The organism is Microtetraspora glauca, assembly GCF_040656155.1.
Taxonomy (GTDB): domain Bacteria; phylum Actinomycetota; class Actinomycetes; order Streptosporangiales; family Streptosporangiaceae; genus Microtetraspora; species Microtetraspora glauca.
Window position 1 is genome coordinate 57,263 of record NZ_JBFALK010000002.1, and the last position, 14,921, is coordinate 72,183.

10 protein-coding genes are annotated in these 14,921 nt (G+C 69.8%); 5 read left to right on the top strand and 5 right to left on the bottom strand.

The features are described from left to right. Positions 1–85 precede the first annotated feature (85 nt). Positions 86–1,525 (bottom strand): GuaB1 family IMP dehydrogenase-related protein, encoded by a 1,440-nt coding sequence (locus AB0I59_RS03525; protein WP_228643741.1) that lies wholly within the window; start codon positions 1,523–1,525, stop codon positions 86–88. A gap of 118 nt (positions 1,526–1,643) precedes the next feature. Between AB0I59_RS03525 and AB0I59_RS03530 the strand changes: the two genes are divergently transcribed. Next, positions 1,644–2,117 (top strand): GyrI-like domain-containing protein, encoded by a 474-nt coding sequence (locus tag AB0I59_RS03530; RefSeq protein WP_061257346.1) that lies wholly within the window; start codon positions 1,644–1,646, stop codon positions 2,115–2,117. Here AB0I59_RS03530 and AB0I59_RS03535 read toward each other — a convergent pair. Both AB0I59_RS03535 and AB0I59_RS03540 read right to left on the bottom strand, forming a co-directional pair. After that, positions 2,081–2,785 (bottom strand): nitroreductase family protein, encoded by a 705-nt coding sequence (locus AB0I59_RS03535; protein WP_061257347.1) that lies wholly within the window; start codon positions 2,783–2,785, stop codon positions 2,081–2,083. The genes AB0I59_RS03530 and AB0I59_RS03535 overlap by 37 nt on opposite strands. Further along, complete coding sequence (locus tag AB0I59_RS03540; protein WP_358129605.1) at positions 2,785–3,903, bottom strand: CaiB/BaiF CoA transferase family protein; 1,119 nt, start codon at positions 3,901–3,903, stop codon at positions 2,785–2,787. Before AB0I59_RS03540 ends, AB0I59_RS03535 begins: the two co-directional genes overlap by 1 nt. A gap of 222 nt (positions 3,904–4,125) precedes the next feature. On the opposite strand from AB0I59_RS03540, the gene AB0I59_RS03545 reads away from it, so the two are divergent. Together AB0I59_RS03545 and AB0I59_RS03550 are read left to right on the top strand one after the other, a co-directional pair. Beyond that, positions 4,126–5,496, top strand: coding sequence for an FAD-binding oxidoreductase (locus tag AB0I59_RS03545; RefSeq protein WP_358129608.1), 1,371 nt, complete (start codon positions 4,126–4,128; stop codon positions 5,494–5,496). 3 nt (positions 5,497–5,499) lie between these two features. Next, positions 5,500–6,759, top strand: a complete 1,260-nt coding sequence (locus AB0I59_RS03550) for a class I SAM-dependent methyltransferase (protein ID WP_358129611.1) — start codon at positions 5,500–5,502, stop codon at positions 6,757–6,759. Positions 6,760–6,784: 25 nt separating this feature from the next. Here AB0I59_RS03550 and AB0I59_RS03555 read toward each other — a convergent pair whose 3' ends face one another. Continuing rightward, positions 6,785–8,308, bottom strand: coding sequence for a long-chain-fatty-acid--CoA ligase (locus AB0I59_RS03555; RefSeq protein WP_061257351.1), 1,524 nt, complete (start codon positions 8,306–8,308; stop codon positions 6,785–6,787). A 170-nt stretch (positions 8,309–8,478) separates the two neighbouring features. Here AB0I59_RS03555 and AB0I59_RS03560 point away from each other — a divergent pair, with 170 nt between their 5' ends. Beyond that, positions 8,479–9,750, top strand: coding sequence for a cytochrome P450 (locus AB0I59_RS03560; protein ID WP_358129614.1), 1,272 nt, complete (start codon positions 8,479–8,481; stop codon positions 9,748–9,750). Positions 9,751–9,858: 108 nt separating this feature from the next. Here the strand turns inward: AB0I59_RS03560 and AB0I59_RS03565 are convergent, their stop codons facing one another. Next, a complete protein-coding gene (locus tag AB0I59_RS03565; RefSeq protein ID WP_358129617.1) occupies positions 9,859–11,715 on the bottom strand; it encodes a hypothetical protein in 1,857 nt (618 codons plus the stop codon). Positions 11,716–12,183: 468 nt separating this feature from the next. On the opposite strand from AB0I59_RS03565, the gene leuS reads away from it, so the two are divergent. Then, positions 12,184–14,646 (top strand): leucine--tRNA ligase, encoded by a 2,463-nt coding sequence (gene leuS, locus AB0I59_RS03570; RefSeq protein WP_358129619.1) that lies wholly within the window; start codon positions 12,184–12,186, stop codon positions 14,644–14,646. The last annotated feature ends 275 nt before the right edge of the window (positions 14,647–14,921 follow it).

The following is a 14,921-nucleotide window of genomic DNA, read 5'->3' on the forward strand; positions in this document are numbered from 1 at the left end:
CACGCCCAGGCCAACCGGATGACTCTACCGGGCATCCCGCGGCCGGCCGGGGCGCATGGGCGAGATCGGTGGAGTCGCCCGCCTGTCACCAGCTCTGGTGCAGGGGCATGCCCTCCGTGTATCCGGACGCGCTCTGCACGCCCACGACGGCGCGCTCGTGGAACTCGGCCAGGCTGGTCGCGCCGGCGTACGTGCACGAGGAGCGCAGGCCGGCCACGATCGCGTCGATCTGGTCCTCGACGCTCGGGCGTACCGGGTCGAGGTACATCCGCGAGGTGGAGATGCCCTCCTCGAACAGCGCCTTGCGCGCCCGCTCGAACGGGCTGTCCTCCGCCGTGCGCAGCCGTACGGCACGGGCGGAGGCCATGCCGAAGTTCTCCTTGTACTTCCGGCCGTCGGCGGTCGTCCGCGTGTCGCCCGGCGACTCGTACGTCCCGGCGAACCAGGAGCCGATCATGACGTTGGAGGCGCCGGCGGCGAGGGCGAGGGCCACGTCGCGCGGGTGCCGCACACCGCCGTCGGCCCAGATGTGCCGGCCCAGCCGGTGGGCCTCGGCCGCGCACTCCAGGACGGCGGAGAACTGCGGGCGCCCCACACCCGTCATCATCCGGGTGGTGCACATGGCGCCGGGGCCGACGCCGACCTTGACGATGTCCGCGCCCGCCTCGACGAGGTCGCGGACGCCCTCCGCGGTCACCACGTTGCCGGCCGCGACCGGGACGCCGGGATCGAGCGCGCGCACGGCCCGCAGCGCGGAGAGCATCTTCTCCTGGTGGCCGTGCGCGGTGTCCACGACGAGCACGTCCACGCCCGCGTCGAGCAGTTCCTTGGCCCGCGCGCTCACGTCGCCGTTGACGCCGACCGCCGCGGCGACGCGCAGCCGTCCGGAGGCGTCCACGGCCGGCTGGTACAGCGTGGCGCGCAGGGCGCCCGTACGGGTCAGGACGCCGACCAGGCGGCCCTCCCCGTCCACGACCGGGGCGAGCCGGTGCCTGCGCTCGTGCAGCGCGTCGAACGCGTCCCTGGGGTCGGTGCCCTGGGCCAGGGTCTGCGGCGACGGCGTCATGACCTGGGAGAGCTGGGTGAACATGTCGACGCCGTGGCAGTCGGCCTCCGTGACCACGCCGACCGGGCGGTTGTCCCAGTCGACGACGATGACGGCGCCGTGCGCCCGCTTGGGCAGCAGGTTCAGCGCCTCGCCGACGGTGTCGTGCGGGGTCAGGGCGATCGGCGTGTCGTGGACGAGGTCGCGTTCCTTCACCCAGGTGATCACGTCGGCGACCACGTCGAACGGGATGTCCTGGGGGATCACGGCGATGCCGCCGCGTCTGGCCACGGTCTCCGCCATCCGGCGGCCCGCGACGGCGGTCATGTTGGCCACGACGATCGGGATGGTGGTGCCGGTGCCGTCCTTCGCCGACAGATCGACGGCCAGCCGGGACCCGACGGCCGAGCGGGACGGGACCATGAACACGTCGCTGTACGTGAGATCGTAGGGCGGCGTCAGATCATTGAGGAATCGCACGTTTGTCCAGCCTATGCGGTGAACGGACAAAGTTGGCATTCCCCGCCACACCGATGGCGTGCGCGCGCGATCCGCTCCGTAGGATCCCTGTTGGCGAGGGAACCATTGGGGAGGAACTGTGATCATCGTGGATCGGCCGGAGGTGCTCGTCGTCGGCCATGCCGTACGGACGACCAACGCGGCGGAGGCCGACCCCTCCCGGGCACTGCTGCCGGCGCTGTGGGCGCGCGCGGGCGCGCCCGGAGCCTTCGCGCACGTACCGGGACGCGTCGACGAGAACCTGTACGCCGTGCTGACGGACTACGAGAGCGACCACCACGGGGCCTACACCCAGATCGTCGGTGTCGCCGTGCACACCGCGGCCCGGCTGCCCGAGGGCATGGTGGCCGTCCGGGCGCCGGGCGTTCCGGCCATCCGCATGGAGGCCCGCGGCCCGATGCCCGACGCGCTCCTGGACGTCTGGCAGCGGGTGTGGGACCACACCGAGTCCGGCGGCAGCCCGGCGCGCGCGTTCACCACCGACCTGGAGATCCACCATCCGTCGGGCGTCGACCTCTACGTCGCCGTGCTGCCGTCCTTCGGCGACTCCTGAGCCCCCTCCGGCGCGGGCTCCGGATAGTTCCAGAGCGGCTCTGAGACCTCGAAGCCGACCGGCTCGCCCCACCGGTTGCGATAGCTCACCTCGTGGACCGGGCGGCGCGGGGCGACGCCCCACCGTCCGGTGGGGTAGCCGAAGGTGACCGTGCAGGCGAGCGCCCACCCCTTGTCCTCGGGCACGCCGAGCACGCGCATCGCCTCGGCGCCGTGGAACAGGCCCAGGACCGTGGTCAGCGCGCTGCCCACGCCGAACGCGCGGGCGGCGAGCTGGGCGTTCCAGACCGAGGGGAAGATCGAGCCGCCGCCCGGGTCGTTCCGGGTGAACGCGAAGAGCAGCAGCGGATAGCCCTCGAAGTGGTCGGCCAGATGCTTGGCCGACTTCAGCACGTTCAGCGTCGCGGTGTCGCCGGACGCCTCGGCTCGTTCGCGCATCGGCCGGTAGTGGCCCTCGAACAGCACGGCGAGCGCGTCGCGGTAGAGCGGTCCGAGCCGCGCCTTCACGTCGGGGTCGTCGACGAGCAGGAAGCGCCAGCCCTGCGTGTTTCCGCCGCTCGGCCCGCGCACCGCGGCGTCCATGATGCGCTCCTGGACCTCCATCGGGATGGGATCCGGCCGCACCCGGCGCATCGCGCGGGTGGTGTACAGCGCCTCGAAGACGTCCATCAGGCCAGTACTCCCTTCTCTCGCAGCGCGGCCGCGGAGGCGTCGTCCAGTCCCCAGGCGTCGAGGTCGAGCAGGCGGGTGGCGGGAGCCAGGTCGCTCCGTCCCGCTCCCAGCAGCCGGGGCGCGGGCGCCGGGTGCGTCATCCCGTCCACCTCGACGAACGTGCCGCGCGCCTGGTTGTGCGGGTGGCGCACGGCCTCGTCCATCGAGAGCACCGGGGACACGCAGGCGTCGGAGCCTTCGAAGACCGCCTCCCACTCGGCCCGCGTACGCGCGCGGAACTCGGTGGCCAGCCGCTTGCGGATCTCCGGCCAGTTCGCGGAGTCGTCCCGGTCGGGGAGGTCGGAGAGGCCCATCTTCGCCACCATCTCGGCCCAGAACTGCGGCTCCAGCGAGCCCACGGCGAGGAACCCGCCGTCCGCCGTCTCGTACGTGTCGTACATCGGGGCGCCGGTGTCCAGCAGGTTGGTGCCCCGCGGACCCCAGGCGCCGGCCTGGACGCCGTGGTAGAACATCGCGAAAAGGGCGGCCGCGCCGTCCACCATGGCGGCGTCGATCACCCGGCCCCGCCCGGTCCGCTCCCGCTCGAAGAGCGCGAGCAGGACGCCGTACGCGAGCATGAGGCCGCCTCCGGCGAAGTCGCCGAGGATGTTGATCGGCGGGGTGGGCTTGCCGCCCTCACGGCCCAGCAAGGACAGCGCGCCCGAGACGGCGATGTAGTCGATGTCGTGCCCGGCCCTCGGCGCCAGCGGACCCTCCTGGCCCCAGCCGGTCATCCGGCCGTACACCAGCCGCTCGTTCACGGCGTGCAGGTCGGCCGGGCCGATGCCGAGCCGCTCCGCCACCCCGGGCCGGAACACCTCGATGACCACGTCCGCGCCCGCGGCGAGCTTCTTGAACGCCTCGACGCCCTCGGGGGACTTCAGATCGAGGCCGATCGTGCGCTTGCCCCGGTCCATCACGTCCCGGCGCGGCCGGTCGCTCACCGCCGCGACCCTGTCGACGCGCAGCACCTCGGCGCCGTGATCGGCGAGCATCATTCCGGCGAACGGCCCGGGAGCGAGCCCGGCAAGCTCCAGCACGCGTACCCCGGCGAGCGGGCCCTTCGGTTCACTCATGGGAGCCTCCTCCGGTCTCGTCACATGGCCCGCCAAGTAGAACAAGGTTCGGTCTGTCCGTGCAAGCCGGGGCGGGAGCGGCGCCGACCAGGCCCCCCTGGCGGATCATCGATTTCGGAGCCCTGATAGTTTTCTCGGGCTTAACGTGTCCGGTCTGGTCTGCGATGGTTTCCAGGGATACCGTGCCCTAGAGACGATCTCTATTTTCCTGGGGGTGGTTTCATGCCAGAGCGCACGGCCAGTATGACCGCCCATGACAAGGCGGTCGAGCAGATCAGGGAGTCGTATGCCGCGATTCCCGATGGCGCCGCGCCCCGGCTGGCCAAGGCCACCACGAACCTGTTCCGCTTCCGCGAGCCGGCCAAGACGGCCAAGCTCTCGGCCCGCGACCTCGACCAGGTGATCGAGGTGGACCCGGAGACCATGACGGCCGAGGTCCAGGGTATGACGACGTACGAGAACCTCGTCGACGCCACCCTGCCGTACGGCCTGATGCCGTACGTCGTGCCGCAGCTCAAGACGATCACGCTGGGCGGCGCCGTGACCGGGCTCGGGATCGAGTCCAGCAGCTTCAGGGACGGCCTGCCGCACGAGTCGGTCGAGGAGTTGGAGGTCCTGACCGGCGACGGCAGGGTCGTCATCGCCCGCGCCGACAACGAGCACGCCGACCTGTTCCGCTCGTTCCCCAACTCGTACGGCACGCTGGGCTACGCCCTGCGGATCCGGATCAAGCTGGCCCCGGTCAAGCCGTTCGTCCGGCTGACCCACGTCAGGTTCACCGACGCCGCCAAGTGCATGCTCGCCATGCAGGAGATCTGCCAGAGCGGCGAGTACGACGGTGAGCGGGTCGACTTCGTCGACGGGACGTACTTCGGACCCGACGAGCTCTACGTCACGGTCGGCACCTTCGCCGACAAGGCGCCCTACGCCTCCGACTACACGGGCATGCGGATCTACTACCAGTCGCTGCGCACCCGTACCCGCGACTGGCTCACCATCCGCGACTACCTGTGGCGCTGGGACACCGACTGGTTCTGGTGCTCGCGCGCGTTCGGCGTGCAGCAGCCGCTGGTCCGCTCGCTCCTGCCGCGCCGCTGGCTCCGCTCCGACGTCTACCGGCGGCTCGTCGGCCTCGACCAGAGGTACGGCGTGACCGCGCGGCTGGACCGCTGGCGGAACAACCCGGTGCAGGAGTCGGTCATCCAGGACGTCGAGGTGCCGATCGAGCGTGGGGCCGAGTTCCTGGAGTTCTTCCAGGAGCAGGTGGGCATGACGCCCGTCTGGATGTGTCCGCTCAAGGCCACGGGGGAGTGGTCCCTCTACCCCTTGGAGCCGGGGCGGCTCTATGTGAACTTCGGGTTCTGGGGAATGGTGCCGCTACCCCGGGGCGCGCACGACGGCCATCACAACCGGTTGATCGAGAACGCCGTGCACGAGTTGGAGGGGCACAAGTCCCTCTACTCCACCTCCTTCTACGAGCGGGAGGAGTTCTGGCGGCTGTATAACGGGGACGCCTACTGGCCGGTCAAACGTTCCTACGACCCCGGTGGGCGGTTGCTCGACCTGTATGAGAAGTGTGTACGGGGAAGGTGATCAATGAAACTCGCCGAGATCTTCGAGAAGATCGTTGGCCCGGACGCGGACGTTCAGTTCGTCGCATATGACGGGAGCAAGGCGGGCCCCCCCACCGCCGACGTCCGCATCGAAGTGAAGTCGCCCATCGCGGTCGCGTACCTTGCGCAGGCCCCGGGGGAACTCGGTCTGGCCCGCGCGTACATCTCCGGCCACATCGACGTGCACGGCGACATGTACGAGCTGCTCAACCGGATGTGGTCGCTGACGATCAACGACCTCCCCCTCAGCGAGAAGGTCGCGGCGGTGCGTGCCCTCGGCACCAAGCCGCTGCTGATGCGGGTGCCCCCGCCGCCGCAGGAGATGCGACGCAGCACGCTGGCCCGGCTCGGCAGCAGGCACGCCAAGCAGCGTGACGCGGAGGCGATCCACCACCACTACGACGTCTCCAACCGGTTCTACGAGTGGGTGCTCGGCCCCTCCATGGCGTACACCTGCGCGGTCTTCCCGACGGCGGACGCCACTCTGGAGGAGGCGCAGTACACCAAGTTCGACCTGGTGGCCAAGAAGCTCGACCTCCAGCCCGGCATGCGGCTGCTCGACATCGGCTGCGGCTGGGGCGGCATGGTCATGCACGCCGCTCGCGAGTACGGCGTGAAGAGCCTCGGTGTCACGCTCTCCCGGCAGCAGGCCGAGTGGGCGCAGAAGGCGATCGCCGAGGCGGGCCTGTCCGAGCTGGCCGAGGTCCGCTACATGGACTACCGGGACGTCAAGGAGGGCGGCTTCGACCGGATCAGCTCGATCGGCCTCACCGAGCACATCGGCAAGGACAACCTGCCGGCGTACTTCTCCTTCCTGTACGGCAAGCTCAAGCCGGGCGGGCGGCTCCTCAACCACTGCATCACCCGGCCGACCGGCACGGAGAAGACGTTCAACAAGGGCGGGTTCATCAACCGCTACGTCTTCCCCGACGGCGAGCTGGAGTCGGTCGGCCATCTCGTCCGGCAGATGGAGGACAACGGCTTCGAGATCCGCCACGAGGAGAACCTCCGCGAGCACTACGCGCTCACGCTTCGCGAGTGGTGCGCCAACCTCGACGCCCACTGGGACGAGGCGGTCCGCGAGGTCGGCCGGGGCACCGCCCGGGTGTGGCGGCTCTACATGGCCGGATGCGTCGTCGGGTTCGAGCGGAACAAGGTCCAGCTCCACCAGGTCCTCGGCGCCAAGCTCGACAACGAGGGCCGTTCCCACGTGGCCCTCCGCCCGTCGCTCGACTGGCCCTGAGGCGGGCGGAGGCCGTCCGTGACCGCTACCGCAGCTCGCGCTTGAGGATCTTGCCGGTGGCGGTCATGGGCAGGGCGTCGCGGAACTCGATGATCCGCGGGTACTTGTAGCCCGCCATGGTCTCGCGGCTCCAGGCGACCAGTTCGTCCTCGGTGATCGTCGCGCCGGCGTTGCGGATGACGTACGCCTTGACCTCCTCGCCGTGCGACTCGTGCGCGACGCCGACGACCGCGGCGAGCGAGACGTCCGAGTGGGTCATCAGGACCTCCTCGATCTCGCGCGGGTAGACGTTGAAGCCGCCCCGGATGATCATGTCCTTGGCGCGGTCGACGATGAAGTAGTAGCCGTCCTCGTCGCGCCTGGCCACGTCGCCGGTTCGGAACCAGCCGTCGTTCATGACCTCGGCCGTCGCCTCCGGCCGGTTGTAGTAGCCCTTCATGATGTTGTGGCCGCGGACGGCGATCTCGCCCAGCTCGTCCTGGGTGTTCCACTCGGCGTCGATCAGCTTCATCTCCACGCCCCAGATGGGGGTCCCGATCGATCCCGCCTTCGCCGGCCTGCCGGGCTGGTTGAAGCACGCCACCGGCGAGGTCTCGGACAGTCCGTACCCCTCCAGCACGTCGGTGCCGAAGGTCGTGGAGAAGTCCTTGAGCACCTCGACGGGGATCGCCGCGCCGCCGGAGACGGCGGTCTTCAGGGTGGAAGGCACCTCGGCCGCGCCGGTGCGGACCGCCGTCAGCATCGCCCAGTACATCGTCGGCACGCCCGCGAACAGCGTGACGTTCTCCGCCGCCATCAGCGCGAGCGCGTCCGCGGGGTCGAAGCGCGGCAGGAGCACCAGGGCGGCACGCCGCCGGAACCCGGCGTTCATGATCACGGTCTGGCCGAAGGAGTGGAACAGCGGCAGCGTGGCGAGATAGACGTCGTTCCCCTGGCGCGGGAACATCTCGTCGCTGACCATCGCGTTGAGGAGCATGTTCTGGTGGCTGAGCTCGGCGCCCTTGGGCTGGCCCGTGGTCCCGCTGGTGTAGAGGATGACGGCCGTGTCGTCCGGCGCCGTCTGCACCGTCTCGAACTCGCCGGACATCCCGTCGAGCGCGGCCCACAGGGTCTCGCCGTACTGGGACTCGGTGGCGAACGCCTGCGCGGGGAGGACGAAGAAGTGTTCGGCGCCGGAGTCCTGGAAGCCCTTGAGGCCGCGCTCGCCGAGCGGCAGCTCCGGGGTGCCCTCGAAGCAGAAGAACGCCTTCGCGTCCGAGTCGTCGATGTGGTAGGCGATCTCCCGCGACTGGAGTAGCACGTTCAGCGGGACGACGGTCGCGCCGGTCTTCAGGATGCCGAAGTAGACGAAGGGGAAGTAGGGGAGGTTCGGACAGGCCAGCGCCACCTTGTCGCCCTTGCCGATCCCCCGGGAGACGAGCAGGTTGGCCACCTGGCGCGCGATGGTGTCGACCAGGGAGTAGGACAGGCGCAGGTCTCCGAAGATGACGGCGGTCCTGTCCGGGGTTTCCCGAGCGCTGTCCTCGAGCACGACAGAGAGATTGAGCATCGCCGCTCCTCGGTTCCGTGGGGGATACATACCGACCGGTTGGTGACAAGGTACTAGTAGATCGCCTCGAATGTCATGATCGTGTGGGGATCTGGCGGACGGGGGAGGGCTGTGGCACTATCGAAAACCGAACGCGATTCCAGTCCCTCTGAGGCCCGGAGGCCCGTCCCATGACGACTCAGCCCGTGGATCGCACGCCGATCAGGACGGCGGCCGACGTCAACCTGACCGACTGGGACTTCTGGGCCCGGCCCATCGATGAGCGAGAGCACGCGTTCCGGCTGCTGCGCGGCCTGGAGACGCCCGCGTTCTACGCCGAACCGGAGCTGTCGTTCGCCCCGGCCGGTCCCGGATACCACGCCCTGGTACGGCACGCCGACATCGTCGAGGCGAGCAGGAACTCCGAGATCTTCTGTTCGGGTGACGGCGGCTCGACCAACATCGTCGACATGCCCGCCGAGTTCGTCGAGTACTTCGGCTCGATGATCAACATGGACGATCCCCGGCACGCGCGGCTGCGCCGGATCGTCTCCCGGGCGTTCACCCCGAGGATGATCAAGCAGTTCGAGGCCGACGTGGAGGCCGCGGCCGTACGCATCGTGGACGACCTGCTGGCGAAGGGCCCCGGATGCGACTTCGTCGCCGAGGTGGCCGCCCGCCTGCCCTTGAAGATCATCTGCGACATGATGGGGATCTCGGAGCGGGACTACGGCTTCGTCTTCGACCGGTCCAACATCATTCTGGGCGCCTCCGACCCCGAGTACGTCAGCGACCCGGAGTCGATCGCCACCGCACTGCTCACCGCCGGGCTGGACCTGCAGCAACTCGTCCAGGACCTGGCCGCGCACCGCACCGAGAACCCGACCGACGACCTCACGTCCTCCCTCGTCAACGCCAACATCGACGGCGAGCGGCTGACCGCGCAGGAGCTCGGCTCGTTCTTCATCCTGCTCGTCGTCGCGGGCAACGAGACCACCCGCAACGCCATCTCGTACGGCATGCGCCTGCTCACGCTCCACCCGGAACAGCGGAGGCTCTGGACGGAGGACTTCGCCGGGCGGACTCCGGGCGCGGTCGAGGAGATCGTGCGGCTCGCGTCACCGGTCAACTACATGCGCCGCAAGGTCACCCGCGACCACGAGATGAACGGCACGCTGTACCGGCAGGGCGAGAAGGTCGTCCTCTACTACTGGTCCGCGAACCGGGACGAGGCGGTCTTCACCGATCCACTCCGGTTCGACATCCTCCGCGACCCCAACCCGCACCTCGGATTCGGGGGGCCGGGCCCGCACTTCTGCCTCGGCGCCCACCTGGCCCGGCGGGAGATCAGTGTGATGTTCCGCGAGCTGCTCACCCGGGTCCCCAGGATCGAGGCGGGCGAGCCGGAGATCCTCTTCTCCAGCTTCATCAACGGAACCAAGCACATGACCTGCACGTTCTGACCGGACCGGGCGCCCGCCTGGTTCGCCGGGAGTGGCGGGCTCACCGGTCGGGTTCCGTGGACCCACGACGTGCCGTGGTGTGGCGTGGTGTGGATCCGCGGAACGCCCCTAGCCGACCGGGCGGATCGTCTTGAAGACGGTGTTGATGTCGGGCAGCAGCTCGGCCTTCGCCTTCGGCACCTGCATGTACACGATCGTCGGGAGGTCGCCTCCGGTGTTCAGCGCCGCGACGACCGCCGTGGTCTGCTCGGAGCCGGTCTTGGCGGTGTAGGCGACGAGCTGCCCGGTCATGCCGCCTCGTGACAGCTTCTGCCGAGCCGACGGGGAGATCTTGGTGTTCTTGTCGAAGAGCTTCTGCCGTGCCTGGAGCATCACCCCGTTGATGACCGGGGTGAGGTTGTCCTCGGAGGTGTACTTCGCGGCCAGGGACTCGTCCAGCGGGCCGGTCATCACCTGGGCGAACTGCGGCTTGCCCTCGGGGGTCATCCCCGCCGCGACGTACTGCCGGGTCGCGAAGCCGTACGTGTCCTGGATGTGCTGGGCGCGCTGGTCGAGCTGCCACGGGCCGCCGAGCCGGGGCAGCGTGATCCGCCCCGCCGTGTCGGTGACCTTGCCCGAGACCGGGGACGGCGTGCCCTTGTAGGTCGGCAGGGCCGGCAGCGACTGGGGCTTGGCCGCGACCGGCGCCGACGGCTTGGCGGACGGCTTGGCCGACGGGGAGCTGTCGCCCGTGGAGTCGCCCGAGCTCAGCGGGCCGGAGACGAACGCCCACACCAGCGCGGCGATCAGCGCGACGACCACTGAGCCGATCAGCGCGAACAGCCATATCGGCCGCCCGCCCTCGTCGTCGTAGTAGTCGTCGTCGGGCCCGCGTTCACCGTCGCCGAAGACGGTGTTCCACAGCTCCTCCTGGCGGTGTGCCGGAGGGGTCTTGGGGCCGCTGATCTGACCGGCCGTGACGAACGGGCGGTACGGGTCGTCGGGGCGCTCCATGCCCTCCTGCGGCCGGTCGAACGGCCCCGCCGGGCCGGGGAATCCGGGTTGCGCGCCACCCGGAGCTCCGGGGGCTCCCGGGACGCCAGGGGCGCCGGGAATCCCGGGGGCCCCCGGCGGAGGTCCGGCGGGGGACGCCTGGGGATATGCGGCGGGCGCGGGCATCGACATCGTGGAATCCGCCGACACGGGCATCGACATCGTCGACTCCGCCGGTGCCGCGGCGAACGGCGAGCGGTCGGCGCTCAGCGGGTCCGGCCGCGACGAGGGGTCCTGGCCCAGGGGATCGATGCGCATGGGGTCGGACCGCAGCGGATCCGGCCGCATCGGGTCCTGACGCATCGGGTCCTGACGCATCGGGTCCTGACGCATCGGGTCTGAGCGCATGGGGTCCGGGCGCATGCCCAGCGGGTCCTCCCGTACGCGGAGCGGGTCCTCGCGCAGGTGGTCGGGCCGCATCGGGTCGGGGCGCATGGAGTCGGGGCGCATGGAGTCGGGGCGCGCGGAATCCGAGCGCATGGGATCGGGCCACATCGGGTCCGGGCGCGTGGGATCGGATCGCATCGGGTCAGGCCGGGTCGGGTCCTGACGCATGGGATCCGGGCGCATGCCGAGCGGGTCGGCGCCGTAGGACGCCGGGGGCGGCGGCAGGAAGGGATTGGCCCCCGCCGCGTGCTGCGAGGACTGCGGCATGCCGTACGGGTCGTCGGAACGCGCGTCGCCGTACGAGGACGGAGGCGGGGGCATGAACGCGCTCCGCTCCTCCTGGCCCGGCGACGGGTACTGCGACGGGGCCTGGCCCTGTGGCGGGTACGGCGAGTGGTGCTGCGCGGACTGGTCCGTGCCCGGGTTGGTGGTGTCGAACGACCTGACCGACGGCGTGAAAGAGGAGGCCGCGGGGACTTCGGGCCAGGCCGGTGGAACCTCCGGCCACGCCGGGGTCCGTTGCGGCTCACTGTGCTCCGAGGGCATGCTACCTCCCGAGATCATGCCCGAATTGGGTGCGCCTGGCATGATCTCATGCGAACCTGGGGGCGCCGCATGGAAACCCGAGAATGCTCCGCGGAATTGCTCGCCCGTCGGGTCGGTCGGCGGGTCCTGCATCGGAAGGTCCGTCTGCGGGAATTCCGGGCCCGATCCCGGCTGGACTGAGTTCACCACAGCGAAGAGCGTAAACTAAAGGGACATAGGCGGTCACAGCGGATCTATCACCATCGCGTATCGCCCGTCTAGGGGGTAACGCCTCCCATTAGATCCTGAAGCGACGCTCTTGCCGTCTGCGCTACCCTTGGTATATGCGCGCCGTGACCCTGCTTGCCTGGCCGCATCGCCTGGGCTGACCCCCCTCGATGCGGCTGCCCCTCGTGCGAAGCGGGGGGCTTTGTTGTGAGCAGGCGCCCTCACCGTGCCTTTAAGGAAAGCATCCCTTCGGGAGTTGACGTGGACGAGCTGGTGTACGACCCGCAGGCGCTGCAGGCCAAGTGGCTGCGGCGCTGGGAGGAGCTGAATCCCTTCGCGGCGGTGGAGGACGCGGCGGACACCCGGCCGCGCAGGTACATGCTCGACATGTTCGCCTACCCGTCGGGCGACCTCCACATGGGGCACGGCGAGGTGTTCGCCATCGGCGACGTGATCGCGCGCTACTGGTTCCAGAAGGACTACAACGTCCTGCACCCCGTCGGCTGGGACTCCTTCGGCCTGCCCGCGGAGAACGCCGCGATCAAGCGCGACGCGCACCCCGCCGAGTGGACCTACGCCAACATCGAGACCCAGGCGAACTCCTTCAAGCGTTATGCGGTCTCCTTCGACTGGTCGCGGCGGCTGCACACCAGCGACGAGGACTACTACCGCTGGAACCAGTGGCTGTTCAACCGCTTCTTCGAGCGGGGCCTGGCCTACCGCAGGGGCGGGCTGGTCAACTGGTGTCCCACCGACCAGACGGTGCTGGCCAACGAGCAGGTCGTGGCGGGCAAGTGCGAGCGCTGCGGCTCCGACGTCGTCCGCCGCGAGCTGACGCAGTGGTACTTCAAGATCACTGACTACGCCGACCGGCTGCTGGACGACATGAAGCTGCTCGAGCACGGCTGGCCGGAACGCGTGCTCACCATGCAGCGCAACTGGATCGGCCGCTCGACCGGCGCCGACGTCCAGTTCGAGATCGAGGGCAGGGACGAGCCGGTCACGGTCTACACCACCCGGCCCGACACCCTGTACGGCGCGACCTTCTTCGTGGTCGCCGCCGACGCCCCGCTGGCCGAGGAGATCGTGGCCCCCGGGCAGCGTGAGGCGCTGGCCGCGTACCGCGCCGAGGTCGCCAAGCTGTCCGACATCGAGCGCCTGTCCACCGAAAAGGAGAAGACGGGCGTCTTCCTGGGCGTGCACGCCGTCAACCCGGTGAACGGCGAGCGGATCCCGGTCTGGGCGGCCGACTACGTCCTGTCCGACTACGGTCACGGCGCGATCATGGCGGTTCCCGCCCACGACCAGCGCGACCTGGACTTCGCGGTGAAGTTCGGGCTGCCGGTCAAGGTCGTCGTGCACACCGGCCTGGCCGATCCGGGCGAGACCGGTATCGCGACCCCCGGTGAGGGCACCCTGGTCAACTCCGGGCCGCTGGACGGCCTGTCCAAGTCCGAGGCCATCGCGCGGATCACGCAGGTCCTGGCCGAGCGGGGCACCGGCCACGCGGCGGTCAACTTCCGGCTGCGCGACTGGCTGCTGTCCCGGCAGCGTTTCTGGGGCACCCCGATCCCGATCATCCACTGCCCGGACTGCGGCGAGGTGCCCGTCCCCGACGACCAGCTCCCCGTCACGCTGCCCGACCTGCGCGGCGCCGACCTCAAGCCGAAGGGCGTCTCGCCCCTGGCCGCGGCCACGGACTGGGTCAACGTGGAGTGCCCCAAGTGCGGCGGAGCCGCCAGGCGGGACACCGACACGATGGACACCTTCGTCGACTCGTCGTGGTACTTCCTGCGTTACTGCTCCCCGGGGTACGAGGACGGCCCGTTCGACGTCGCCCAGGTCCGCAAGTGGGGTCCGATCGACCAGTACATCGGCGGGCAGGAGCACGCCGTGCTCCACCTGCTGTACTCGCGGTTCTTCATCAAGGTGCTGCACGACATGGGCATGGTGACCTTCACCGAACCGTTCATGCGCCTGCTGAACCAGGGCCAGGTCATCAACCAGGGCAAGGCCATGTCCAAGTCCCTGGGCAACGGTGTCGATCTCGGCAAGCAGATCGACGACTTCGGGGTGGACGCGGTCCGGCTGACCATGATCTTCGCCGGCCCGCCGGAGGACGACATCGACTGGGCCGACGTCTCGCCCGCAGCCTCGCAGAAGTTCCTGGCCCGCGCCTTCCGCGTGATGGCCGAGGCCGGTGCCGCCTCCGCGCCCGGCGCCGACCCCGCGAGCGGGGACCTGGAACTGCGCAAGGTCACCCACCGCACCATCGACGAGGTCACCAAGCTGCTCGAGTCGTACCGCTTCAATGTCGCGGTGGCCCGCATGATGGAGCTCACCTCGGCGGCGCGCAAGGCCATCGACTCCGGCCCGGGTGCCGGCGATACCGCCGTGCGTGAGGCCGCCGAGACGCTGGCCGTCATGCTGTCACTCGTCGCGCCGTACGTCGCGGAGGAGGGCTGGGAGAAGCTCGGCCACGAGCCGTCGGTGGCCAAGGCCGGCTGGCCGGTCGCCGACCCGGCGCTGCTGGTGCAGGAGTCGGTCACCTGCGTCGTCCAGGTCGCCGGCAAGGTCCGGGACCGCCTGGAGGTGTCGCCGGGAATCTCCGCCGCCGAACTGGAGGCGCTGGCCCTGGGCAGCGAGAAGGTCCGGCAGTACCTCGACGGTGCCCCGCGCAAGGTGATCGTGCGCGAGCCGAAGCTGGTCAACATCGTCCCGTGACGCCCGTGGCGCGTGGCCGCGATACCCGGCGACCGTCGTGTGCCGCGGCCACGCTCATGCCCGCGCGCGGGGCTGGTGTGGGATCTGGCGTTCCGCGACGAACTTGACGCTCTCACCGGCCGTTGACGCGGGGCGATCCGCCCGACAAAATGGCGCGCGAGCCACATATCGAACATTGTTAGGCGTGCGGTCAGGGCATGCCACGACCATCCACCGCGCATGCGGTGGTCCTGGAGCGTGCGCCTGACCGTCCGGCTCACGTCGGGGTGCCTCCA

Bases quoted from the DNA above. Each gene is read 5' to 3' on its own strand.
- AB0I59_RS03535 (WP_061257347.1), bottom strand. From the start codon at position 2,785: ATGGACGTCTTCGAGGCGCTGTACACCACCCGCGCGATGCGCCGGGTG.
- AB0I59_RS03540 (WP_358129605.1), bottom strand. From the start codon at position 3,903: ATGAGTGAACCGAAGGGCCCGCTCGCCGGGGTACGCGTGCTGGAGCTT.
- AB0I59_RS03545 (WP_358129608.1), top strand. From the start codon at position 4,126: ATGCCAGAGCGCACGGCCAGTATGACCGCCCATGACAAGGCGGTCGAG.
- AB0I59_RS03550 (WP_358129611.1), top strand. From the start codon at position 5,500: ATGAAACTCGCCGAGATCTTCGAGAAGATCGTTGGCCCGGACGCGGAC.
- AB0I59_RS03555 (WP_061257351.1), bottom strand. From the start codon at position 8,308: ATGCTCAATCTCTCTGTCGTGCTCGAGGACAGCGCTCGGGAAACCCCG.
- AB0I59_RS03560 (WP_358129614.1), top strand. From the start codon at position 8,479: ATGACGACTCAGCCCGTGGATCGCACGCCGATCAGGACGGCGGCCGAC.
- AB0I59_RS03565 (WP_358129617.1), bottom strand. From the start codon at position 11,715: ATGCCCTCGGAGCACAGTGAGCCGCAACGGACCCCGGCGTGGCCGGAG.